Source organism: Streptomyces huasconensis, assembly GCF_021028635.1.
GTDB classification, from domain to species: Bacteria; Actinomycetota; Actinomycetes; order Streptomycetales; family Streptomycetaceae; genus Streptomyces; species Streptomyces huasconensis.
Genome location: NZ_CP086119.1, coordinates 392,187 through 413,437 on the forward strand (window position 1 = coordinate 392,187; position 21,251 = coordinate 413,437).

Genomic DNA, 21,251 nt, shown 5'->3' on the forward strand with positions numbered 1-21,251 from the left:
TCACCCTTCGGCCGGGCCTGCCGCCTGACGGAGCGCGCGGCGGCAGGCGACGATCGCCGGGTGAGTGCTGCGGCCCGTGCGGACGGCGGTGAACAGACGGCGGGCCCGCCGGCCTCGGGGCAGCGGCACGAGCCGCACCGACGGTTCGCGGTCGCCCCACACCAGGTCGGGCAGGAGCGCCACCGCGTGGCCCTGCTCGACCAGGCGCAGGTGGAGCAGGAGGTCGGTGGAGTCGAAGCGCACGTCGGGTTCGAACCCCGCGGTGCGGCACAGTGTGGTCGCCCAGCGCCGGGCCGCGCTGCCGGGCGGTTCCATGACCCAGGGCCGCTCGGCGCAGGCGAGCAGCGCGGACCGGGCACCGCTCGTCCGTGGCGCGGCCTCGTCCGGCAGGGCGGGCAGGGCGAGACGCAGGGGGTCCTGGCGCAGGTCTTCCTGGTGGAGTTCGGCGAGGCGGGCGTTGGGCTCGCCCGGATACTCCTCGGCGACGACGAGATCGAAGTCGCGGGCGAGCAGGGCGGGCAGCGCGGTCTCCGGTTCGGCCTGGGTGACGTGCACGCGCAGGGCGGGGTGCTCCGCGCGCAGCAGCGACAGCGCGGTGGGCACCAGGGCGAGGGCCGCGGTCTGGAACGACGCGATCCGCAGGGTTCCGGTCAGGCCGGAGAGCGAGGTGGCGATGTCCGCCTCGGCGCGTTCCAGGCGGGCGAGGACCGCCTCGGTGTGGGCGACGAGGATCTCGGCCTGCGGGGTCAGGCGCACGCGCCGGCCGACCGGTTCCAGGAGCGGGACGCCCACCTCCGTCTCCAGGAGCGAGAGTTGTTGGGAGACCGAGGAGGGGCTGTAGGAGAGGGCCGAGGCGACGGCGGCGAGCGTCCCTCGGTGCTTCAGTTCGCGCAGCAGTCGCAGCCGGTGCAAGTCGAACACGCCCGCCCTCCCGTCCCCCGGCTCCGCAACCGGCTCCCCGTCGGCATTCATCGGCTTCTCCGAACATTACCCGTCGGAAACAATCGCTGGACCGAAGGGAGGCGGGCGCCGCAAGGTGGTCTCGTGATGGAACAAGAGACGTGCCCCGTGGCCGATTTCCCCGCCTGCCCCGGCTCCCCCGCCGCCCCCGCCACCCCCTCCTCCTCTTCGCCTCGCGTCGGCTCGCCGCTCCCCCGGCCGCCATGGTTCGCGCGGCCCGCGGCGCGGTCGTGGACCTGCGCCCCGCCCTCGGCGGACGCCCGCGCCTTCCATGCCGCGCTGCCCGGTTACACCCCGACCCCTCTCCATGAACTGCCGTCCCTCGCGGCCGAGTTGGGTGTCGCGCGGGTCTTCGTGAAGGACGAGTCGGAGCGGCTCGGCCTGCCCGCGTTCAAGGCGCTCGGCGCGTCCTGGGCGATCCACCGGGTCCTGGCGCGGCGCGGGAGCGGAGCGGCGGGGGCCGTCGACGGCCGACGGCTGTGTCTGGTCACCGCCACCGACGGCAACCACGGGCGGGCCGTGGCCAGAATGGCGCGGCGGCTCGGTCAGCGCGCGCACGTCTTCGTCCCCGAAGGCGTCCACCCGGCGGCCGTGGCCGCCATCGCGGGCGAGGGCGCCGAGGTCACCACCGTGGTTGGGTCCTACGACGCGGCGGTGCGCCGGGCGGCGGAGGCGGCCGGGGCGCCGGACGCCGTGCTCGTCCAGGACACGGCGTGGGACGGCTACGAGGAGATTCCCGCGCTGATCGTCGAGGGGTACGCCACGCTGTTCGCCGAGATCGACGCCCAACTGGCCGCGGCGGGCGCCGGGTCGCCGTCACTCGTCGCCGTCCCGGTGGGCGTCGGGTCGCTCGCCCAGGCCGCCGTGGCGCACTACCGGGGCCGGCGGCCCGCCGCGACCGCCTCCGGTGCGGCGCCCGCCGCGCTCCTCTCCGTGGAACCGGAGGTGGCCGCGTGCGTGCTGACGAGCCTCCGAGCGGGGCGGCTGACCGGCGTGGAGACCGGCGCCACCGCGATGGCGGGCCTCAACTGCGGAACTCCGTCGGCGCTCGCCTGGCCCGTGCTGCGCGACGGCCTGGACGCGGCGGTCGCCGTGCGCGACGCCGACAGCGCGGCGGCCGTACGCGACCTCGCGGAGTTGGGCGTCTCGTCCGGTCCGTGCGGCGGCGCAGCCCTCGCGGGGGCGCGCGCCGCGCTCACCGGAGCGGGCAGCGCCGGGCGCCGGGCGGAGCTGGGCGTCGGAGCCGCCTCGACGGTCGTACTGATCAGCACCGAGGGCGCGGCCGCCAACCCCGCACAAGCTCCCGAGGGCCCGGTTTAACCGCCCGAGAGCGATGATTTCCGGTCGATGCGGGTTGTCGAAAAAAGAACCAATTTCGCGACGATGCAGGTCAACGGGTCGTTGGCGTTTATACCAATGCCGATTGTCCATATGCTGGACAGGCGCCGCGCGGCCGAGTCACTGCTTCTGAGCTGCCCGAACGGCCGTACGGGCACCGTCCACCGAACGCACACATCCGGAAATCGACCATCCGCCTGGCACTCACTCTCCGCACCGGCAAGACTCCCCACCGCAGTCACCAACCGCAACCAGCGAAGGAGAGTTCACCATGCGTCGCACCCTCAGGACGATAGGAGCAACCGCCGCGGCGGCCACCTGCGTCCTCGCCGCGACATCAGGCACCGCGCAGGCCGAGGCTCCCAAGCCCACGAGCCTCTACGCGCCGTCCGCTCTGGTGCTCACGGTCGGCCAGGGCGAGGACGCCAGCTCCGCGGCGGTCGAACGCGCCGTGACTCTGACCTGCGCGCCGCGCCCCGCCGGGACCCACCCGGCGCCGGAGGCCGCGTGCGCCGAACTCACCGAGGTGGGCGGCCAGTTCACCCGCCTGGTGAGCAACACGTCCGACGTCGTCTGTACCAGGGAGTGGCAGCCGGTGACGGTGACCGTCACCGGCGTGTGGAACGGCAAGCACGTCGACTGGTCCACCACCTTCGCCAACCGGTGCACGATGAAGGCGGGTCTCGGGGAGGGTGCCGTATTGACCTTCTGACGAGATCTCACCCTGATCCACACTCAGGGGAGTCCTGGTGACCTTTCGTGGGGGAAGGCTGCCGGGATGCGGGGCGGCCCCCGGTGTCCTCGGGCACCGGGGGCCGTAGTGTTGTGCGCACGGCCGCCGTCCCGCCGCCGGCCCGCTCACGGGCCAGCTCGTCCAGTCTTCTCAGCACGCGGGAGCGCAGCAGTTCGTACTCCTCGCGGCAGCGGCGGATCTCCGGAGGCCGGACGACGGTGACGCCCTCCGTCACCGTCTCGCCCGGCAGGAACTGGCCGCGGGTGAGGTCTATCTCGAACCCCGAGGCCCAGCGGTTCCACCAGTGGTACCCCGTCCGCTCACCGTCGACGTGGACCTCGCCGAGTACCAGATCACCCCCCAGCAGGTCGTTCACCACGAGCGTGGTGACACCGCACTGGTCCCGTTCTGGATTGTCCGGCGCCCATGCCTCGCTGGACCCGGGGTCGGCCGTGTCCGCGCCCCAACTGTCCCGCAGCGCCGCCTCGATGTCGCTCAAGAGAAGTGGTGTCATGGCGATCACTCTCGCACCGGCCACTGACAATCACGCGTCGTCGCGGCTCAGGGGCGTCTCGGCCCGTACGACACCGTCCGCGACCGCCTGGGCGATCGCGTCGCCGTCGTACCCGGCCGCGCCCAGCACCTCTCGCGTGTCCGCCCCGGCTCCCCGCACCTCGGGCCGCACCCGGGCGGGCGTACGGGAGAGCGACACGGGTGAGGCGAGGCCGCGGTAGTCGCCGGACTCGACCACCAGGCCTCGGTGGCGCACCTGCGGCGCGGTCAGCGCCTCGGCCACGTCGTGCACCGGGGAGGCCGGGACGCCGCGGGCGGTGAGCCGTGCCGCGAGTTCGGCGCGGGGGACGTCCGCGATGGCCGACTCCAGCGCGGCACGCAGCTCCCCCTGGTGCCGTACGCGGTCCTGGTTGGTGCGAAAGCGCGGGTCGTCGGCGAGCCCGGGCACGCCGAGCACATCGGTGAGCGCGCCGAACTGCCGGTCGTTGCCCACCGCGATGAAGACCGGCCCGTCGGCGGCGGTGAAGGCGTCGTAAGGGGCGATGGTGGGGTGGGCGGAGCCGGTGCGCCGCGGCACGGTGCCGTTCGCGAGCCAGGAGGCCGAGTGCGGGTGGAGCAGGCTGATCGCGGTGTCCAGCAGCGTGCAGTCGACGAGTTGGCCGAGGCCCGAGCGGTGCCGTTCGTGCAGGGCGAGCAGGATGCCGGAGAAGGCGAGGATGCCGGTGACCTGGTCGACGACCGGCACGCCCACCCGCAGCGGTGGCCCGTCCGGCTCGCCGTTGACGCTCATCAGGCCGCCGTAGGCCTGGAGCACGGCGTCGTAACCGGGCTGTCCGCCGAGCGGGCCGTCGGCTCCGAAGCCGGTGACGCGGCAGTGGATGAGCGCGGGGAAGCGGCGGCGCAGTGCCTCGTCGGGGTAGCCCCACTTGGCGAGGGTGCCCGCCTTGAAGTTCTCGACGAGGACGTCGGTGTCGCGCAGCAGCGTGTCGAGGATGTCCCGCCCCTCGGGCACGGACAGGTCCACGACGATGTTCTTCTTGGCCCGGTTGAGGTTCTGGTAGTACGCGGAGGTGTCCGGCGCGACGAAGGGCGGCCCCCAGCCCCGGGTCTCGTCGCCGGCCGGTGGTTCGACCTTGATGACGTCGGCGCCGTGGTCGGCGAGCATCTGCGCGCAGTAGGGGCCGGCCAGGACCCGGGACAGGTCGAGCACCTTGAGCCCGGCGAGGGCGGGCGCGGGCGGCGGAGTCGTCATCGGCGGGACCTGGGCAGACCCGGGGCCTGCTCCTCGGTCGGCGCGAAGTCCATGGATCACTGCCCCAGTTTCGTCCATACGATCGCGGAGTCGGATATCCGTGAGGCTAGGAGCCGCTTGATCCACCGGTCAAGGCGGCGCCACGGGCGGCGCTTCGGAGAGACGGCCGTGCCGGACGCCGTAGTGGGTGGCTCCCTCCCGGGGGCGAACTCCGCCCGGTGGCAGCCCGGTAGCGGCTTCCCGCGAGGCGAGACGGAACCTAGTAAGGACGGTCGCCCGCGATCGCCACCCGTTCCGCGACGCGGCGGTGCGGCGCGTAGTCGTCGACCGCGTAGTGCTGGGTCGCCCGGTTGTCCCAGAAGGCGACATCGCCCGCCTGCCAGTGGAACCGCACCTGGTACTCCGGCACATGGGCCTGTCGCACGAGGAAGCCCAGCAGGCGGTCGCTCTCCGCCCGCTCCATGCCGACGATGTGCGTGGTGAAGGAGGTGTTGACGAAGAGCACCCGCCGCCCGGTCTCCGGGTGCGTGCGAACCACGGGGTGTGTGACGGGCGGGAAGAGGTCCTGGAGCGGGGCCAGCCGTTCGGGCCCGTAGAAGCGGGCGAAGCCGGGGATGAAGTCGTGCACGGCCCGCGCCCCGTCGATGCGCTCCTTCACCGAGTCGGGGAGGTTGTCGTAGGCGGCCGCCATGTCGGCCCACAGGGTGTCACCGCCGTACGGCGGCACCTCGCGCAGCTGCAACACGGCGCCGAGCGCGGGGCGTTCGCGGAAGGTGACGTCCGCGTGCCAGACGTTCTCGTACGTCGGGGTGGCGCTGCCGCCCTTGTCGAAGCGGACGACGTCGTCGGCGGAGCCGCGGGCGAGCAGCGGATTGGTCTCCAGCTCGCCCCAGTTGCGGGCGAAGGCGCGCTGCTGCTCGGCCGTGATGGCCGCGCCGCGGAAGAAGAGCACCTTCCACTCCAGCAGCGCGCGGTTCAACTCCTCGCGCAGGGCGGGCGTGAGAGGCCGCGCGAGGTCGACGCCGCGGATCTCGGCGCCGATGAGCGGGCCCTGGGGCACGACGTCGATCAGTTCGTACGGCCGCTCCCGCCACCCCTCGGGCAGGCGGCGCAGGGTGCGGCGGCCTTCGTACATGCCGTCGGCGGGGACGCGGGCTTCCCGCAGCGGGGCGTGGGGCAGAGCGGTGTGGTCGGTGACGACCGGGTCCGTGACAGCCATGGGGCGATGATCCTTCGGGACGCGAGGATGCGAGGACGGGCAGGCCGGGCGGAGAGGACTCCGTACGGCTGGAGAGGACTCCGTACGGCTGGAGAGGACTCCGTACGGCTAGCGGCCCGATCGCTCGCACCCGCGCCGCCACGGGACGCCGAACCTCCGTACGGCGGCGGTCAGGTGCTGGATCATGGTCGTCATTGTGCGGCGCCCCTCACCCCGGGTCAACCGCCCGGCTGATTCAGCCCCCCTCGGTGCCCGGCACCCGCAGCACTCCCCCGTATTCGTAGATGCCCTTGTTGAGTTCGGTGGCGCCGAGGTAGGGCACGAGTGCCGGGTCGACGGGCGCGAGCGGCGGCTGGTCGGCGTCGGGGCGCCAGTCGACGAGGTTCACGAGGCCCGGCTCCAGCGGTTCGAGGCCCTCGAAAAGGGCGTCGACCTCGGCGGGGGTGCGGGTCTGCCACGGGACGCCGCCGCCGGAGATGTGCGCGGTCATGGCGGCACCCCGTACGGGATCGTCCGCGACGACCTGCGAGAAGCCGAGGAGGCTGCCGGGCGCGGCCCGCTCGATGGCGGTCCGCAGCACGCGGGCCGGTCCGTCGGCGTCGGTGAGGTGGTGCCCCACGGAGAGGAAGAGCACGGCGAGCGGCTCGTCGAAGTCGATGAGGCGGACGAGGTCGGGGTGGTCCAGGATCGCCTTCTGGTCGCGCATGTCGCCGGTGATCACGGTGGTGGAGTCGTCGTCGGCGAGCAGCGCGCGGCCGTGCGCGAGGACGATCGGGTCGATGTCGACATAGACGACGCGGGCGTCCGGGGCGAAGCTCCGCGCGACCTGGTGGACGTTGTTGTCGGTGGGCAAGCCGCAGCCCATGTCGATGAACTGGCGGATGCCCGCCTCACGCGTCAGGTACCGCACCACGCGGAAGAGGAACTCGCGGTTCTGCCGGGCGATGTCGACGCACTCGGGGAACGACGGCAGCGTGGAGAGCAGGAAGCTGCGGTCCACCTCGTAGTTGTCCTTGCCGCCCAGCATCCAGCCGTAGGCGCGTGCGGAGGTGGGGATGTCGTACGGGATGGGGATGGACGGGCCGGCCGCCGCCCCGGGCTGGTTGTCACTGTGCACAGTGCGCTCTCCACCTCTCGCGCGGGTTCACCGAATGTGCGCCGTCGGCGTGTGTGCCGTCGGTTCGGACACTATCCGGTGATCCACGTTCGGGTGAACGAGCGGAGGAATTCACAACGGGCCTTTTGCGGGCGGCGGTTGAGTCGTCGGCCGGACGTCCGCCCCCGGGGCGGACAGTGGTGTGCGCCACCCGCCCGCCATCCCGGCCGCCGCATGGCGCATGATCGTGGCCAGAGCCATCCGTACCCTGAGAGGACCTTCCATGGAAGACCGCTTCGACGTCGTCGTACTCGGAGCAGGACCCGGCGGCTACGTGGCCGCCATCCGCGCCGCCCAGCTGGGCAAGCGGGTCGCGGTCGTCGAGGAGAAGTACTGGGGCGGTGTCTGCCTCAACGTCGGCTGCATCCCGACGAAGGCGCTGCTGCGCAACGCCGAGCTGGCCCACCTCTTCACGCACGAGCAGAAGACGTACGGCATCAAGGTCGACGGCCAGGTGTCCTTCGACTACGGCCAGGCGTTCAGCCGCAGCCGCACCGTCGCGGACGGCCGCGTCAAGGGCGTCCACTTCCTGATGAAGAAGAACGGCATCACGGAGTTCGACGGCCGGGGCACGTTCCTGGACGCGAACACGCTCCAGGTGGCGAAGTCCGACGGCACGACGGTCACGATCGGCTTCGAGAACTGCATCATCGCCACCGGCGCCACGCCCCGGCTGCTGCCCGGTACGAGCCGCAGCGAGCGCGTGGTGACGTACGAGGAGCAGATCCTCGCCGATTCCCTGCCGCGTTCCATCGTGATCGCGGGCGCGGGCGCGATCGGCATCGAGTTCGCCTACGTCCTGCACAACTACGGCGTGAAGGTGACGATCGTCGAGTTCCTTGACCGGGTCGCGCCGCTGGAGGACGCGGACGTGTCGAAGGAGCTGGCGAAGCAGTACCGCAAGCTCGGCATCGACGTGATGACCTCGACGCGCGTCGAGTCGATCGACGAGTCGGGCGAGCAGGTCCGGGTGACCGTCACGGGCAAGGACGGCAAGCAGCAGACCCTGGAGGCGGACAAGGTCCTCCAGGCCATCGGCTTCGCGCCGAACGTCACGGGCTTCGGTCTGGAGGCCACGGGCGTGCGACTCACCGAGCGCGGCGCGATCGACGTCGACGGCCGCTGCCGTACGAGCGTCCCGCACATCTACGCCATCGGTGACGTCACGGCGAAGCTGATGCTGGCGCACACCGCCGAGGCCATGGGTGTCGTCGCCGCCGAGACCCTCGCGGACGCCGAGACGATGGAACTCGACTACCCGATGATCCCGCGCGCCACCTACTCGCAGCCGCAGATCGCGAGCTTCGGCTGGACGGAGGCGCAGGCCAAGGAGAAGGGCTTCGACGTCAAGGTCGCCAAGTTCCCGTTCCAGGCGAACGGCAAGGCGCACGGCCTCGGCGACACCGTCGGCTTCGTCAAGATCATCAGCGATGCGAAGTACGGCGAGATCATCGGCGCCCACCTGATCGGCCCGGACGTGACCGAGCTGCTTCCCGAGCTGACCCTGGCCCAGCAGTGGGACCTCACCGTCCACGAGGTGGCGCGCAACGTCCACGCGCACCCGACGCTGGGCGAGGCCGTCAAGGAAGCGGTGCACGGCCTGGCCGGGCACATGATCAATTTCTGACGGCGCCGGACACGGCCGGGACAGACCCAGGGAAGCCGGGGCAGCCCGGGATGCCGGGAAAGCCCGGACAGCCCACGGAAGCCAGGGAAGCCGGGGCGCCCCGCCGCTGAGCGAGTGACTGAAATCGAGTGGCTCGAGTGGCGGGGCCGCCCGGACCGGCCGATGCTGGGCGGAACACGACTGTTGTGCCTCGGGGGCGAGGAGAGGCAGTAGCCGATGTTCTCTGGTCTGGGCCGATTCGTGGTTCGCCGCCCTTGGTGGATCATCCTGGCGTGGGTGGTGGCGGCCGGCGCGGTGATCTCACTGGCGCCGAAGCTGACCTCCAGCAGCGACGAGGCGAGTTTCCTTCCCGACCACTACGAGTCGATCCGCGCGGCGGACGTACAGGAGAAGGAGTTCCCGAAGCAGCAGAACATCGGCGCCATCATCGTCTTCGAGCGGTCCGACGGCGGGAAGCTGACGGCCGCCGACTCCGCCGACGTGGTCCGGGTCTCCAAGGACCTCCAGGCCAGGAAGATCGAGGACGTGCAGGGCGTCGTCCCCGGTGAGGTCTCGCCCAACAAGCTGGTGCAGACGTCGGTCGTCGCCATGCCGAGGATCACCGACCCCGAGGACACCTCGCAGCAGGACGCGGTGGAGCGGCTGCGCGAGGACCTCGGACCGGAGCTGAAGGGCACGGACCTGTCGGCCGGGATCACCGGTTCCGCGGCCCAGGCCCTCGACGAGCGGGACGCCTCCGAGCGCGCCGGTCTGCTCGTCGGGGTCGGCACGATCGCGATCATCATCGTGCTGCTTCTGGTCATCTTCCGCAGCCCGATCATCGCGCTGCTGCCGGTCGTCCTCATCGGCCTCATCTCGCCGATGGCGACCGGGTTGATCGCCTCCGCCAACAAGGCGTTCGACATGAAGGCGGACTCCTCCATCCAGGAGCTGCTGACCGTCGTCCTGTTCGGTGTCGGCACGGACTACATCCTGTTCCTGCTCTTCCGCTACCGGGAGGCGCTGCGGGCGGGCGAGAATCCCAAGGGCGCCATGGTGCACGCCGTGGAGCGGGTCGGGGAGGCCATCACGTCGGCGGCGGGCGCGGTCATCGTCGCCTTCGCCGCGCTCACGCTCTCCTCACTCGGCATGCTGCGCTCGATGGGCCCGGCGCTCGCCATCGCCGTCTTCGTGACGCTGCTGGCCGGGCTCACGCTCGTACCGGCGGTCGTGTCGCTGCTCGGCACGAAGGTGTTCTGGCCGTCGAAGTCCTGGCAGCGGGAGCCGCACGGCAGCGGTTTCGCCCGGCTCGGTACGTCGATCGCCCGCAAGCCCGCCGTGTGGGCGGTGGTCTCGGCCCTGTTCATGGGCGCCCTGACGCTCGGCGCGCTCGGCTACAAGGCCAACTTCGACCTCGCCGGGTCCTCGCTGCCGAAGGACAAGGAGTCGATGGTCGCCATGCGGGACCTGGAGAAGGGCTTCCCCGCCGGTGCCACCGACCCGACCTCCGTCTACCTCTCCTCGACGGACGGCGAGCCGCTGACGCGGGCGGAGGCCGCCGCCTTCCGCGAGCGGCTCGGCGATGTCCGGGGCGTGGGCGAGGTGGGGGCGCCCCGCCTGAACCCGGGCCGCACGACGGCCTCGTACTCGGTGGTCCTCTCGGACCCGCCCGCCTCCGACAAGGCGCTCTCCACCCTCAAGGACCGGCTGCGCCCCGCCGCCCACGACGAGGCGCCGGACGGCTCGGAGGCGCTGGTCGGCGGCACCACGGCGGTGTACGTCGACATCAACAAGGCCGTGGACCGCGACTACTCGGTGGTCTTCCCCGTGGCGGCCCTCGCCATCATGGTGATCCTCGGCCTGCTGCTGCGCAGCCTCGTGGCGCCCTGGTACCTGATGCTGTCGGTCGCGCTCGGTTTCGGCGCGACGCTCGGCGCGACCTCGCTGCTCTTCCAGCAGCTCGGCGACCAGCCGGGGCTGATGTTCATGCTGCCGGTGATCATGTACTTGTTCGTGGTCGCGCTCGGCACCGACTACAACATCCTCATGGTGTCGCGGCTGCGCGAGGAGGCCCGCGAGGGCCGTGATCCGCACGACGCGGCCGGTACGGCGGTACGGCACTCGGGTCCGACGATCGGCTCGGCCGGCGTGATCCTCGCCGGTACGTTCGCGACACTGATGCTGGCGGGCAACTCGACGCTCTCCCAGATGGGTTTCTCGCTCTCCTTCGGCATCCTCATCGCCGCGTTCGTCATGGCGGCGGTCTTCACGCCCGCCCTGACGGCTCTCATCGGACACGCCGCCTGGTGGCCGGGTCACGGCGACCAGAAGCGGAAGGGCAGCGGCGGGGCGGCCCCGCCGGGCCCGGAGGAGGAGCGGGTGGGGGGCGCGTCGCGGACGGGGTGAGCCCGGTACGAGGTCCGGGGCGCCGCCCGCGCGGCGCCCCGGGGCAGGCGGCACCCCGAAGGCACGCCGGCCCGCCCGCCGCTCCCCCGCCGCCCCCTCAGCCCCGCGCGATCCCCGTGAGCGTCCCGCTCAGCGCCACGCACACCACGCCCGCTCCCACGGCCACGCAGACCTCAGCGACACCGAACCCGGACGCCGCGGCGGTGACCGCGGCGGCGCCCAGCGGGCCGAGGGAGTCGTGCGTGGTCCAGAACGCCGCGGTGACCCGGCCCAGCAGGTGACTGGGCGTCACTTCCTGGCGCAGGGACATCGAGCAGATGCCCGCGACACCGGTGGCGAGCAGCATGCCCGCCGCGAGCGCGCCGATGACCGGCACGTTCTCGGTCAGCCCGAAGCAGGCGACGGCCACCCCGCCCAGCGCGGTGGCGCCGATCCAACTGGGCCCGAAGCCCAGCCGCTTGCGGATCCTGGTGACCATGGACGCCGCGAGGACGGTGCCGATCGTCCCCGCGCTCAGCACATAGCCCACGGTGTCGTCCCCGTGGCCGAGGTCCTCCTTCACGCGGAAGATGATGACGTCGGTCATGCCGTGCGTGAGGAAGATGAACAGGGACAGCAGGACGGTCAGCGGCCGCAGGACGGGGTGTGCCCAGAGAAAGCGGATGCCCGCGAGGAACTCGCCCCGCACACCGCCTCGTCCGGTCTCCCCGCCCTCCCCCCGCTCCTCGGCGGGCGGTGCCGGCGTCGGCCGCAGCTTGACCAGCAGCAGCCCCGCGGCGGAGAGGGCGAACGTCGCGGCGTCGACCCCGATCGCGGCGACCGGTCCGGACGCGGCGGTCACGAAACCCGCGAGCGTGGGTCCGCCGACCGCCGCGACGGCGTACGACCCGAAGAGATGGGCGTTGGCCCTGGTGATCTGGTCGGGCTCGACGATCGCGGGCACCACGGTGACGTACGCCACCCGGAAGAGCATCGCGAAGCCTCCGGCGAGCGGGACGACCGTGTAGATCAGCCACATGGGCTGCGCGAAGAGCCAGACCAGCGGGATCGTCGCGTACAGCAGACACCGCGCGACATCGGTGACCATGAGGAGCCGGCGCCGGTCCACGCGGTCGGCGACGACCCCCGCGAAGATCCCGGTGACGATGGAGGAGACACCCGTCAGGCCGGTGACCAGACCCATCTGCACGATCGAGCCGGTGCTGTGCAGCACGAGCAGCGGAATCGCGACGAAAGAGAAGGAGTCCCCGAGAGCGGAAAGGGTCTGGGTGACAAGGAACGCGCGGTAGTTGGGGTTGGCCCACAGGGCGGCCTTCGGGCTGTCGCGGCCGGTCATCGCCCCGCGGCCTCGGCACGTTCGGCAGCCAGTGCGGCCAGCGCCTCGGTGACCGCCGTGCGGCCCGCCGCGCGGAACACCCGTGGGTGGGCGTCGACTTCGTGCACCCACGCGCGGTGCACCCGCACGACATGGGCCTGCCCCGCGAGCCCTTCGCGCACACCCTCCTCCAGTGCCTCGGCGAGGTCGGCGGGCAGGGCGTCGTCGCCGAGAGGGTTGGTGAAGGCGTACGTCCCCGTCGCCCGCTCGACGTCGAGCGTGACGCGGGCCCAGCCGCCGCAGCTCGTCTGGCTTCCGGCGGTGGCGGTCCGCCGGACCGGGAGGACGGCCCGTGCCGACTCCATGGCGCGGGCGGCGAGTTCGTACTGCGTACGCCAGTCGGCGTCGGAGAAGCTGAGGACGATCCGGTCGGCCCCTGCCCGCGCGAACTCCACGAGCTTCTCGGCGGCCCGCTCCGGTGTGCCCTCGACGAGCGTGGCCGCGGCGCGCTCGGCGTCGATGCCGTAGCGGTGCGCCACTGCGTCGACCGGGCCCGCGCGGCGTTCCCCGGTGCCGGTGGCATCGAGGGTGGCCGGGACGGCGACGCTCACCCCGGGCGTGGTGTCGCGGCTCTCGGCGGCCCGTGCGCGCAGGCGCGGGACCATCCGTGCGAGATACGCCGGAGGGGCGAGGTTCGGGAACCAGCCGCCGTGCCGGACCGCGCGCCGCAGGTCGGCCGCGGACTCGCCGCCGATCAGGAAGGGCGGCCACCCCACGCGGGGCCGAAGGCTCAGTTGCGTGTCACCGACCTGCGTCGGGTACCCCACCAGCAGGCTCCGCAGCTGCTCCAGCGCCCGGTCGGTCCGCTCGTCCCGCTCTTCGTAGGGGACACCGGCCGCCGCCCACGCGGGCGTGTCCACCAGTCCGCCGCGCCACTGCGCCCAGGCGCTGCCGCCCGTGTCGACGCCCAACAACAGCCGCCCCCGGGAGAGGTATTGGAGGCTCGCGAGCTGCTGCGCGAGGGAGGCGACCTGGTGGACGGGGAGGGTGAGGACGCCGTGGCCGACCCTGATGCGGGTGGTCACCGCGGCGGCCGTGGCGAGGGTGACGGTGGCGTCCAGCATCGGGGCGCGTCCCGTCAGGTGGCCGCTCGCCCACACGGACTCGAACCCCAGCTCCTCGGCCCGGCGCGCGGCCGCGGCGAACTCGGCGGCCTGCCCCTCCCCGTCCGCCCGCAGCATGGGCAGGAACACCCCGACGTCGACAGCCACCGCCGCCCCACTCTCCCCCTGCGTCCCCGGGCTGCCCGCGGGGTGTCCGCGGGCCCGGAGATCACGCTAGTCCAGGGGCGCCGGCCGGGGCGAGGCGGTTATGCCGGTGCCGGTGGTGTTCAGACCGTCGGCTTCCAGTCGCCGAACCAGTCCGCCCTCTCCTGGGCGGCGGCCTGGGCGTCCGTCAGATGCGGGCGGTCACCGCCGGCGGGTCCGGCGCCCGGGCCCTTGTTCTTGTACTCGGCGAACCGGTCGTCCTTCCAGGAGAAGCCGCCCATGTCGGTCCACGGAGCTGTCTTGACGGCCACGCCGAGGGTGGTGTCGCGGACGGTGGTCTGCGGGTCGAGGCTCGCGTCGCCGCCCGCGTGCCAGGGGCGGCCGAGGTGGAAACTGCGGGCGGACACGTCACCGTCGACGGTCGAGCGGGTGATGAGGAAGCCCTTGCGTCCGGCCGGGGTGCTGGGCGCGGTGACGTAGCCGGCCGAGGTGCCGTTCCAGCGCTTCTTCAGGGTGAGGACGGACCTGTCGATCACCGCGGTGGCGCGGCCGAAGACGAAGTCGGTGTTGCCGATCACATAGGAGTCGGTGAGAAGGACGCGGCCCGTCCTGTCCTTGGCGGCCGTGTCCAGGAGCAGTGTGTCCTGGTCGCCGCTGATGATGAGGTCGTCCAGGCGGACCCGGTCGGCGGCGGTGCGCAGCGCCACCGCCTGCTGGCCGTCGATCTGCTGGTTCCTCGCCTCGTCGAAGTCGTTGGAGAAGGTGAGGTTGCGGGCCTGGAAGTCGTCCGCCTCCACGGCGACGGTCGCGCTGCCGCCGGTGCCGTACGTCCCGGAGCCGTCCGGCTTCGGCATCCCCGCGGCGTGGCCCTCGACGATGACGGTGTCCTTGCGGCTGCGGCCCGTGCCCTCGAACGTGACGCGGGGCTTGTTCGCCGGGACCTTGACCGTCTCGCGGTAGGTGCCGGGGGCGATGCGGATCACCACGCGCGCGGTGTTGCCCGCCGGGACGGCGTCGACGGCCTTCTGCACGCTGGTGAACCGTCCGCTGCCGTCCTTCGCCACCGTGAGGGTGGTGCTCGCAGCGGCCGGGGAAGCGGCGGTCGTCCCGATCGAACCGCGCGGCCCGGCGCCGGACTTGAGGAGCGCGGGGACGTCGGCGGCCCTGTCGGGCGTGTACGTGTAGTACGCCTTCGGGTCGAACGCCGTGCCACCGCTCTCGTTGCGGCCGCTGGTGCGGGAGAAGACGTTGCCGCGCTGCACGAGGGAGGCGGTGGCGTCCTTGATGACGGGGTCGCGCATCCCCTCGAAGTAGCTGTGCTCCAGGACCATCTTCGTCCTGCCGCGCGCGTAGTTGCCGTAGGACGAGGTGATGTCCGTGCCCGGGGCGTCCTGGAGGTAGTTGTTGTAGAGGTGGGCGTGGGCGACGTTGTCGGTCGACGGGTTGCGCTGTTCCGTCTCCCGGAACCAGTTGTGATGGATCGTCAGGTCAGCCGTGGCGTTCTCGGTCCAGCCGATGCCGAAGGTCTTGTTGTTGTCACTGAGCTTGTTCCAGGACACGGTCACATAGGTGGTGTCCTTGCGGCTGTCGATCAGGCCGTCGGCCATGTGCCGCAGGTCGTTGTGGTCGATCCACACGTGGTGCGCGCCGTCCATCTGGACGGCGTCCCAGTCGTGCTCCTTGTCGTTCCAGACGCCGTGATACGAGTCCCGGATCGTGAGGTTCCGGATGATCACGTTGTGTACGCCCCGGCCGAGGAAGAACCCGCCGCCGACGATCTGCCCCGAGGTGCCCGCGCCCACGATCGTCTTGTCGGAGGCGACCTTGATCTCCTTGCCCTTGGGGTCCATGGAGATCGTCGCGGCCACGACGATGACGTACGGCTCCGGGGCGGTCGCGTACTTCTCCAGGTCGGCGAGGGTCCGTACGGTGACCGTCCTGCCGTCCCGCCCGCCGTACGTCCCCTTCTGGCCGAGCGCGTGCACCGAGGCGAAGCCGTCGGCGGTGTCCTTGGCCCAGGACGGCGCGGCGGCGGCCGCGGCCCTCGGCTGCGCGTCCTCGCCGAACACCCCGAAGGCCGTGCCGTAGGCCAATGCGCCCGCGGCGGCCAGCGCGAGCGGAACGCCCGCCGACAGGGCCCTCTTCCTTCTGCGGTGTCGCGCCTTGCCGTGGCCGAGCAGCTCACTCATGCGTTGCTTCCCATCTGTACGTACGTGGGGGGGGGAGCCCGCGGAGGACGGGCCGCTGAGCGGTTGCCGCGCGGCCGGGAAAGGTTGCCGCCTTCACCGAGACGCCTCGGCGGCCCGGCAGCTCGGCGGCTCGGCGGCTCGCCAGGAAGCAGCCGCCGTGCCCCGATAGCATGCTGGTGACGTCCAGAGCGAGGTGTAGAGAACGCGCCGCCCGCCTGCTGCTGCCCCGAGACGGCGCGGTGACGGGTCTGCTGGCGCTGATGCTGCTCACCGAGGCGCGCAGCGCGGCCAGGACCGGGCGGCACGGCGAGCTGATCCCGCTCGACGAGCAGGACCGCGCCCTGTGGGACCGCCGGGCGATCGTCGAGGGCACCGCGCTCGTCGAGGAGGCGCTCCGCCAAGGCCCGGCAGGCCCCTACCCGCTGCAGGCGGCGATCGCGGCGCTCCACGACGAGGCGCCGAGCGCCGACGCCACCGACTGGCCGCAGATCCTCGCCCTGTACGACGTTCTCGTGGGCCGCGCTCCGGAGCCGATGGCCGAGCTCGGGCGGGTCGTGGCGTACGCGATGGTGCACGGGCCGCAGGCCGGGCTGGGCGAACTGGTGGCGGTGGAGGGCCGGTTGCGGGGGCACTATCGCCTCGACGCCGTACGGGCGCATCTGCTGGAGCGGGCGGGAGACACCCAAGGGGCGCTCGCCGCCTACCGGTTGGGCGCCAAGGGCACCTTGAGCCGCCCCGAGGCCCACTACCTTCAGATGCGCGCGGCTCGGCTGCTGCCCTGAGCGGAGCGGGCATACGACACCACAGGGCCACTCACCGCACGCCACCAAGGGCACCCTGAGCCGCCCAGAAGCCCACCCCCCTCAGACGCGCGCCGCCCGGCTGCCGCCCTGGGGCGGGGGCGGGGCGAGCGGCGCGCAGTGCTCGGCCACCGTGTCGGCGAAGGCGCGGGCCGGCGGGCTGAGCGCGTCCCAGCGGCGCACCGCCCAGCCGACCGACAGCGGCGGCAGCGCCGGGATCGGCACCATCCGGAGACCGGCAGGAGCGTCGCCGCGCCCTGTCGGCAGTGCGGGGACGACCGCGTGGCCGAGGCCCAGCTCCGCGAGGAGCACGGCGGTGTCCCAGTCGGCGACGCTGGTCCCGGTGGGCAGTGTCACCCCCAGCTCTCCGAGGTGGGCGTCGAGGAGGGCGCGGGAGGTCGAGTTCGCCGGTGGCGTGATGACCGGCCCGGCGGCGAGTTCCGCGGGCTCGACGCGGGGCCGGTCGGCGAGCGGGTCGTCGGCGCGGACCGCGAGGACCCAGGGCAGGGCGAGGACGGTCCGCTGTTCGATGCCCCGCACGGGCTCCCCGAGGGTGATCCAGGCGAGGTCGAGGTCGTTGGCGGCGAGAGCGTCGAAGCAGCCGCTGCTGGAGGCCACGGTCTGGAACTCCAGGCTGACGCGCGGACAGCGTTTACGGAAGGCGACGACGGCCTCGGCCATGAAGTGCCGCACGGTGGTGGCGCCCGTGGTGATCCGCACGGTGCCGGCTTCCCCGCGGGCCTGCTCCCGCAGCCGCCGTACGGCGAGGTCGATGCCGCCGATGCCGTCGGCCGCGGCGGCATGCAGGACGCGCCCGGCCGGGGTGGGCACGACACCGCGCGCGTGCCGCTCCAGGAGGCTCACGCCGAACTCCTTCTCCAGGCGTTTGACGTGCTGGCTCACGGCCGACTGCGTACAGGTGAGGTCGCGGGCCACCGCGCTGAGGCTGCCCGCGCGGCACACGGCCACGAAGACACGGAGATCGTCCAGGGTCACAAGGGGTGAAGCTACCGTTCAGGGTGAGGGTGAAGCCATTCCTTGGGGAGGTGCAAGGAAACCCGAGGATTGACTTGGATTTTGCCCGTACCCCAAGATCGTTGTCGGCCCGGGCGGCGACCCGTGACGGGCGCCGACCCGGGGGCATTCGGGCGCCGCGGGACGACCAGACCCCGTCGGGCGGGCCACGATTGTGCGGGCCGCGGCCGTACGGGAAGGACCGTGCGGGAAAGACCGTAGGGGAAGGGTGACGTGTGGAAGCGCTCGAAATGGCGGCCGTCGGACTCGCCGGTGTCGCGGCCGGCGGGCTGAACGCGGTGGTGGGGTCCGGCACCCTCATCACCTTCCCCACCCTGCTGGCCTTCGGCTTTCCGCCGGTGCTCGCCAACGTGTCGAACAACCTCGGCCTGGTGCCGGGCACGCTGAGCGCCGCGTACGGCTACCGCAGGGAGATGAAGGGGCAGGGCAGGCGCCTGGTGCGATTCGGCACGGCCTCTCTCATCGGCGGCCTCATCGGCGCGCTGCTCCTCCTGAAGCTGCCCGCCGACGCCTTCCAGGCGGTGGTGCCGGTGCTGATCCTGACCGCGTGCGCCCTGGTCCTGCTCCAGCCCTGGCTGAACCGGCGGCTCAAGCGGCGCGGGGAGCGGGGCAAGCGGGACGGTGGTGTGCCGATGTGGTGCGGCGTCCTCGCCGCCGGGGTGTACGGCGGCTACTTCGGGGCGGCCCAAGGGGTCCTGCTCATGGGCCTGTTCGGCGCCTTCCTCCTGGACGACCTGCAACGGCTGAACGCCGCCAAGAACGTCCTCGCCTCGCTCGTGAACGGGGTCGCGGCCGTCGTCTTCATCGCCGTCGCCGACGTCGACTGGGTGGCGGCCGGGCTGATCGCCGTCGGCTCCACGGTCGGCGGACTCGTGGGCGCGCGGTACGGCCGCCGCCTGCCGCCGGTGGCCATGCGCGGCTTCATCGTCGTCGTGGGCGTCACGGCGTCGGTGGCCATGATCGCGAAGGCGTGACGCGGCGCACTCCCACCCCCGCTCCCCCTGCTCCTCCCCGCCCCCGGCCTCCGGGACCCGCGCCCTCCGGTACCCGGTGGCACGGGAACCTCTTTTGATGGTTTATGGTTGAACATGATGTGACCCCGACCGCGATTCCCCCGTCCGGTCGGGGTCACTTCGCGTTCACGTCACCGCCTTCCGCCGTTTTCACGCGTTCGTGGGCGAATATGCCAACCACACCGCGCCCCATCCGTCCGGGCGGCATCATGCGTCCATGGACGGTGCCCAGCCTGTGCAGGTCTTGTTCACGCCCGAGGAGTACGCCTCGGTTTTGCTCCACGCGGACCGGCTCGGCATGCCGGTGGCGGAGTTCATACGCCGCGCGGTGACCGTCCACGCCGATGAGCACCCCGACCTGTGCCATGTCCCCGAAGCCCGGCGCGGGGTCAGCGTGCCGCCGGTCCAGCGGAGCATCGGGACGGACGGGAAGCCGGCGCTGCGGCGGTTCCTCGACACTCTCGCGACCTCGGGCGAGCCCAAGGAGTGAGCGCCGGGGCCTGGGGGCGGGCCGCGCCCCCGCGTCAGGACAGGGCGATGTCCGGCTGATAGAGGTCCAGCCAGAGCGCGAGGTCCAGGGTGCGCTCCAGACCGCGCCGCGAGGCCTGGGTGATCTGCGGCGCCTCCCGCTCGGCGGCCCGCGCCGCGCGCTCGCGGTCCACCAGCTCGAAGACCGGGTGGCCGGGCCGGGCGAGCAGATCCTTGACGTGCCCCTGAAGGGCGCGGGCGTACCGGGGGTCCTGCGTGGAGGGATACGGGCTCTTCACCCGCTCGTAGACCGACCGGGGCAGCAGATCGGCGGTCGCCTCCCGCAGCAGGCTCTTCTCCCTGCCGTCGAAGGACTTCAGCGCCCAGGGCGTGTTGTAGACGTACTCGACCAGGCGGTGGTCGCAGAACGGGACGCGCACTTCGAGGCCGACGGCCATGCTGGCGCGGTCCTTGCGGTCGAGCAGGACGCGTACGAAGCGGGTCAGGTGCAGGTGGCAGATCTTGCGCATCCGGTACTCGAAGTCGCTCTCGCCGTCCAGGCGCCGGATGCCGTCGACGGCCGTCGCGTAGCTGTCCTTGACGTACCCGGTCAGGTCGAGCGCGTCCGTCAGGTCGGGGCGCAGCACATCGGAGTCGTCCCCGAAGTGGTCGGCGAACCGCACCAGCCAGGGGAACGTGTCCGCCGTGCGCGCCCGTTCGTCGAAGAACTGGAGGTAACCGCCGAAGACCTCGTCGGCGGACTCCCCGGAGAGCGCGACGGTGGAGTGCTCGCGGATGGCGCGGAAGAGGAGGTAGAGCGAGGCGTCCATGTCGCCGAAGCCCATGGGGATGTCCCGCGCGCGGATCATCCTGGCGCGTACGTCGGGGTCGGCGAGGGCGTGCGCGTCCAGGACGATGTCGCGGTGCTCGGTGCCCGCCGCCTTCGCGACGTCGTGCACGTACGGCGTGTCGGGCGTGGCCCGCAGTTCGTCGGCGACGAAGTTGTCGGCCTGGCCGACGAAGTCGACGGCGAAGCTGCGCACCGTCTCGCCCGCCTCGGCCAGTTGGCGCGCGGCGAGCGCTGTCATGGCCGAGGAGTCGAGGCCGCCGGAGAGCAGCGTGCAGCGCGGTACGTCGGAGACGAGCTGGCGGCGCACGATGTCCTCCAGGAGTTCGCGCACCTTGGCGATGGTCGCGTCACGGTCGTCGGTGTGCGGCCTCGTCTCCAGCGACCAGTACACGTGCCGGCGCAGCCCCGAGCGGTCGACGGTCACCACGGTGCCGGGCTCGACCTCGCGCATGCCCTCCCACACCGCGTGGCCGGGCGTCTTGACGACGGAGAACAGCTCCCGCAGGCCGTCGACGCCGACGCGCGGGCGGGCCAGCGGGTTGGCGAGGATCGCCTTGGGCTCGGAGCCGAAGAGGACGCCGTCCGCGGTCTCGTAGTAGTAGAACGGCTTGATGCCCATGCGGTCGCGGATCATGACGAGCTTGTCGTGCCGGGCGTCCCAGACCGCGAAGGCGTACATGCCGTTGAGCCGTTCGGCGAGGGACTCGCCCCACTCCAGATAGCCGCGCAGGACGACCTCGGTGTCGGACTCGGTGGTGAACCGGTGGCCGCGGCCCGCCAGTTCGCGCCTGAGTTCGGTGAAGTTGTACGTCTCCCCCGAGTAGACCAGGGCGACGGTTCCGGTCGGCGTCTCGACCGTCATGGGCTGGCGCCCTCCGGGCAGGTCGATGATCGCGAGCCGGCGGTGGCCGAGCCCCGCGGGACCGCCGGTCCACGTGCCGCGGTCGTCGGGGCCGCGGCAGGACATCGTCTCCGTCATGGCGTCCAGGGTGGTGGACGCGGCCGTCAGGTCACGGTCGAAGGAGACCCAACCGGTGATGCCGCACATGCGCTTCCTCCTGCTTCCTCATGCCCCCGCGAACTAGATGTATCTAGCACGTATATAGCGATCGTGCGCCTGGGCTTGCGAA

The 21,251-nt window shown here is 72.1% G+C and carries 16 protein-coding genes and 1 pseudogene; 7 read left to right on the forward strand and 10 right to left on the reverse strand.

The annotated features are described in order from the left end of the window. Complete coding sequence (locus J2N69_RS01685) at positions 1 to 921, reverse strand: LysR substrate-binding domain-containing protein (RefSeq protein WP_230899094.1); 921 nt, start codon at positions 919 to 921, stop codon at positions 1 to 3. 126 nt (positions 922 to 1,047) lie between these two features. Between J2N69_RS01685 and J2N69_RS01690 the strand changes: the two genes are divergently transcribed. Together J2N69_RS01690 and J2N69_RS01695 are read left to right on the forward strand one after the other, a co-directional pair. Next, a complete protein-coding gene (locus J2N69_RS01690; RefSeq protein ID WP_230899095.1) occupies positions 1,048 to 2,280 on the forward strand; it encodes a diaminopropionate ammonia-lyase in 1,233 nt (410 codons plus the stop codon). 289 nt (positions 2,281 to 2,569) lie between these two features. After that, a complete protein-coding gene (locus J2N69_RS01695) occupies positions 2,570 to 3,010 on the forward strand; it encodes a subtilase-type protease inhibitor (protein ID WP_230899096.1) in 441 nt (146 codons plus the stop codon). A 7-nt stretch (positions 3,011 to 3,017) separates the two neighbouring features. Here the strand turns inward: J2N69_RS01695 and J2N69_RS01700 are convergent, their stop codons facing one another. The 4 genes from J2N69_RS01700 to J2N69_RS01715 form a co-directional block, all read right to left on the reverse strand. After that, on the reverse strand, positions 3,018 to 3,545 hold the full coding sequence (locus J2N69_RS01700) for a YunG family protein (RefSeq protein WP_230899097.1): 528 nt from the start codon (positions 3,543 to 3,545) through the stop codon (positions 3,018 to 3,020). Between the two features lie 30 nt (positions 3,546 to 3,575). Beyond that, positions 3,576 to 4,796: a CaiB/BaiF CoA transferase family protein gene (locus J2N69_RS01705; RefSeq protein WP_230899098.1), complete on the reverse strand. Its 1,221-nt coding sequence runs from the start codon at positions 4,794 to 4,796 to the stop codon at positions 3,576 to 3,578. Positions 4,797 to 5,055: 259 nt separating this feature from the next. Continuing rightward, the gene (locus tag J2N69_RS01710) at positions 5,056 to 5,931 is read right to left on the reverse strand and encodes a TauD/TfdA dioxygenase family protein (RefSeq protein ID WP_408056872.1); all 876 of its coding nucleotides are present in this window, start codon (positions 5,929 to 5,931) and stop codon (positions 5,056 to 5,058) included. Positions 5,932 to 6,250: 319 nt separating this feature from the next. After that, positions 6,251 to 7,132 (reverse strand): SAM-dependent methyltransferase, encoded by an 882-nt coding sequence (locus tag J2N69_RS01715; RefSeq protein ID WP_230899100.1) that lies wholly within the window; start codon positions 7,130 to 7,132, stop codon positions 6,251 to 6,253. Positions 7,133 to 7,394: 262 nt separating this feature from the next. Here J2N69_RS01715 and lpdA point away from each other — a divergent pair, with 262 nt between their 5' ends. Both lpdA and J2N69_RS01725 read left to right on the forward strand, forming a co-directional pair. Further along, entirely contained in the window at positions 7,395 to 8,798 is a 1,404-nt protein-coding gene (gene lpdA / locus J2N69_RS01720) for a dihydrolipoyl dehydrogenase (RefSeq protein WP_230899101.1), read from the forward strand. A gap of 216 nt (positions 8,799 to 9,014) precedes the next feature. Further along, positions 9,015 to 11,183, forward strand: coding sequence for an MMPL family transporter (locus J2N69_RS01725; RefSeq protein ID WP_230899102.1), 2,169 nt, complete (start codon positions 9,015 to 9,017; stop codon positions 11,181 to 11,183). Positions 11,184 to 11,280: 97 nt separating this feature from the next. On the opposite strand, the gene J2N69_RS01730 is transcribed toward J2N69_RS01725, so the two are convergent. From J2N69_RS01730 to J2N69_RS01740, 3 genes are all read right to left on the reverse strand, one after another. After that, entirely contained in the window at positions 11,281 to 12,519 is a 1,239-nt protein-coding gene (locus J2N69_RS01730) for an MFS transporter (protein WP_230899103.1), read from the reverse strand. Beyond that, entirely contained in the window at positions 12,516 to 13,769 is a 1,254-nt protein-coding gene (locus J2N69_RS01735; protein ID WP_230899104.1) for an LLM class flavin-dependent oxidoreductase, read from the reverse strand. The genes J2N69_RS01730 and J2N69_RS01735 overlap by 4 nt, the downstream gene beginning before the upstream one ends. A 119-nt stretch (positions 13,770 to 13,888) precedes the next feature. Beyond that, positions 13,889 to 15,955, reverse strand: coding sequence for a pectinesterase family protein (locus J2N69_RS01740; protein WP_230899105.1), 2,067 nt, complete (start codon positions 15,953 to 15,955; stop codon positions 13,889 to 13,891). A 203-nt stretch (positions 15,956 to 16,158) separates the two neighbouring features. Here J2N69_RS01740 and J2N69_RS01745 point away from each other — a divergent pair. After that, a pseudogene (locus J2N69_RS01745) lies at positions 16,159 to 16,737 on the forward strand (DUF6596 domain-containing protein); the annotation flags it as partial. A gap of 81 nt (positions 16,738 to 16,818) precedes the next feature. Here the strand turns inward: J2N69_RS01745 and J2N69_RS01750 are convergent. After that, entirely contained in the window at positions 16,819 to 17,751 is a 933-nt protein-coding gene (locus J2N69_RS01750) for a LysR family transcriptional regulator (protein ID WP_230899106.1), read from the reverse strand. 254 nt (positions 17,752 to 18,005) lie between these two features. Between J2N69_RS01750 and J2N69_RS01755 the strand changes: the two genes are divergently transcribed. Next, positions 18,006 to 18,764: a sulfite exporter TauE/SafE family protein gene (locus J2N69_RS01755; RefSeq protein WP_230899107.1), complete on the forward strand. Its 759-nt coding sequence runs from the start codon at positions 18,006 to 18,008 to the stop codon at positions 18,762 to 18,764. 256 nt (positions 18,765 to 19,020) lie between these two features. After that, positions 19,021 to 19,293, forward strand: coding sequence for a hypothetical protein (locus J2N69_RS01760; protein ID WP_230899108.1), 273 nt, complete (start codon positions 19,021 to 19,023; stop codon positions 19,291 to 19,293). Positions 19,294 to 19,327: 34 nt separating this feature from the next. Here the strand turns inward: J2N69_RS01760 and asnB are convergent, their stop codons facing one another. Then, positions 19,328 to 21,169: an asparagine synthase (glutamine-hydrolyzing) gene (gene asnB, locus J2N69_RS01765; RefSeq protein WP_230899109.1), complete on the reverse strand. Its 1,842-nt coding sequence runs from the start codon at positions 21,167 to 21,169 to the stop codon at positions 19,328 to 19,330. Between the last annotated feature and the right edge of the window lie 82 nt (positions 21,170 to 21,251).

Coding starts and splice junctions, on each gene's coding strand:
- J2N69_RS01690 (WP_230899095.1), top strand. CDS start 1,048: ATGGAACAAGAGACGTGCCCCGTGGCCGATTTCCCCGCCTGCCCCGGC.
- J2N69_RS01695 (WP_230899096.1), top strand. CDS start 2,570: ATGCGTCGCACCCTCAGGACGATAGGAGCAACCGCCGCGGCGGCCACC.
- J2N69_RS01700 (WP_230899097.1), bottom strand. CDS start 3,545: ATGACACCACTTCTCTTGAGCGACATCGAGGCGGCGCTGCGGGACAGT.
- J2N69_RS01705 (WP_230899098.1), bottom strand. CDS start 4,796: ATGACGACTCCGCCGCCCGCGCCCGCCCTCGCCGGGCTCAAGGTGCTC.
- J2N69_RS01710 (WP_408056872.1), bottom strand. CDS start 5,931: ATGTACGAAGGCCGCCGCACCCTGCGCCGCCTGCCCGAGGGGTGGCGG.
- lpdA (WP_230899101.1), top strand. CDS start 7,395: ATGGAAGACCGCTTCGACGTCGTCGTACTCGGAGCAGGACCCGGCGGC.
- J2N69_RS01725 (WP_230899102.1), top strand. CDS start 9,015: ATGTTCTCTGGTCTGGGCCGATTCGTGGTTCGCCGCCCTTGGTGGATC.
- J2N69_RS01730 (WP_230899103.1), bottom strand. CDS start 12,519: ATGACCGGCCGCGACAGCCCGAAGGCCGCCCTGTGGGCCAACCCCAAC.
- J2N69_RS01740 (WP_230899105.1), bottom strand. CDS start 15,955: ATGAGTGAGCTGCTCGGCCACGGCAAGGCGCGACACCGCAGAAGGAAG.
- J2N69_RS01760 (WP_230899108.1), top strand. CDS start 19,021: ATGGACGGTGCCCAGCCTGTGCAGGTCTTGTTCACGCCCGAGGAGTAC.
- asnB (WP_230899109.1), bottom strand. CDS start 21,169: ATGTGCGGCATCACCGGTTGGGTCTCCTTCGACCGTGACCTGACGGCC.